The sequence below is a fragment of the Cytobacillus sp. EB106-05-05-XG126 genome (genome assembly GCF_058791715.1).
Window position 1 is genome coordinate 1 of the sequence record NZ_JBYTDU010000040.1, and the last position, 1,714, is coordinate 1,714.

Sequence of the window (1,714 nt, forward strand, 5' to 3'; positions counted from 1 at the left end):
CGATGTCAGTGGTAGGAGAGCGTTCTAAGGGCGTTGAAGCCAGACCGCAAGGACTGGTGGAGCGCTTAGAAGTGAGAATGCCGGTATGAGTAGCGAAAGATGGGTGAGAATCCCATCCACCGAATGCCTAAGGTTTCCTGAGGAAGGCTCGTCCGCTCAGGGTTAGTCGGGACCTAAGCCGAGGCTGAAAAGCGTAGGCGATGGACAACAGGTTGATATTCCTGTACCACCTCTTTACCGTTTGAGCAATGGGGGGACGCAGGAGGATAGGGTAAGCGCGCTGCTGGATTAGCGCGTCCAAGCAGTTAGGCCGGTAACGAGGCAAATCCCGTTACCATACAGGCTGAGCTGTGACGGCGAGGGAAATTTAGTACCGAAGTTCCTGATTCCACACTGCCAAGAAAAGCCTCTAGCGAGGGAAAAGGTGCCCGTACCGCAAACCGACACAGGTAGGCGAGGAGAGAATCCTAAGGTGAGCGAGAGAACTCTCGTTAAGGAACTCGGCAAAATGACCCCGTAACTTCGGGAGAAGGGGTGCTCATTAGGGTGAATAGCCCTGATGAGCCGCAGTGAATAGGCCCAGGCGACTGTTTAGCAAAAACACAGGTCTCTGCGAAGCCGCAAGGCGAAGTATAGGGGCTGACGCCTGCCCGGTGCTGGAAGGTTAAGAGGAGAGGTTAGCGCAAGCGAAGCTTTGAATCGAAGCCCCAGTAAACGGCGGCCGTAACTATAACGGTCCTAAGGTAGCGAAATTCCTTGTCGGGTAAGTTCCGACCCGCACGAAAGGCGTAACGATCTGGGCACTGTCTCAACGAGAGACTCGGTGAAATTATAGTACCTGTGAAGATGCAGGTTACCCGCGACAGGACGGAAAGACCCCGTGGAGCTTTACTGTAGCCTGATATTGAATTTTGGTACAGCTTGTACAGGATAGGTAGGAGCCTGAGAAGCCGGAGCGCCAGCTTCGGTGGAGGCGTCGGTGGGATACTACCCTGGCTGTATTGAAATTCTAACCCGCGCCCCTGATCGGGGCGGGAGACAGTGTCAGGTGGGCAGTTTGACTGGGGCGGTCGCCTCCTAAAAAGTAACGGAGGCGCCCAAAGGTTCCCTCAGAATGGTTGGAAATCATTCGCAGAGTGTAAAGGCACAAGGGAGCTTGACTGCGAGACCTACAAGTCGAGCAGGGACGAAAGTCGGGCTTAGTGATCCGGTGGTTCCGCATGGAAGGGCCATCGCTCAACGGATAAAAGCTACCCCGGGGATAACAGGCTTATCTCCCCCAAGAGTCCACATCGACGGGGAGGTTTGGCACCTCGATGTCGGCTCATCGCATCCTGGGGCTGTAGTCGGTCCCAAGGGTTGGGCTGTTCGCCCATTAAAGCGGTACGCGAGCTGGGTTCAGAACGTCGTGAGACAGTTCGGTCCCTATCCGTCGTGGGCGCAGGAAATTTGAGAGGAGCTGTCCTTAGTACGAGAGGACCGGGATGGACGCACCGCTGGTGTACCAGTTGTCTTGCCAAAGGCATCGCTGGGTAGCTATGTGCGGAAGGGATAAGTGCTGAAAGCATCTAAGCATGAAGCCCCCCTCGAGATGAGATTTCCCATAGCGTCAAGCTAGTAAGATCCCTGAAAGATGATCAGGTTGATAGGTCAGAGGTGGAAGCGTGGCGACATGTGGAGCTGACTGATACTAATCGATCGAGGACTTAACCAA

General features: G+C 54.7%; 1 rRNA gene. It reads left to right on the forward strand.

The features are described 5' to 3' along the window. Window positions 1-1,714 (forward strand): 23S ribosomal RNA (locus AC3WTL_RS25620); the annotation flags it as partial.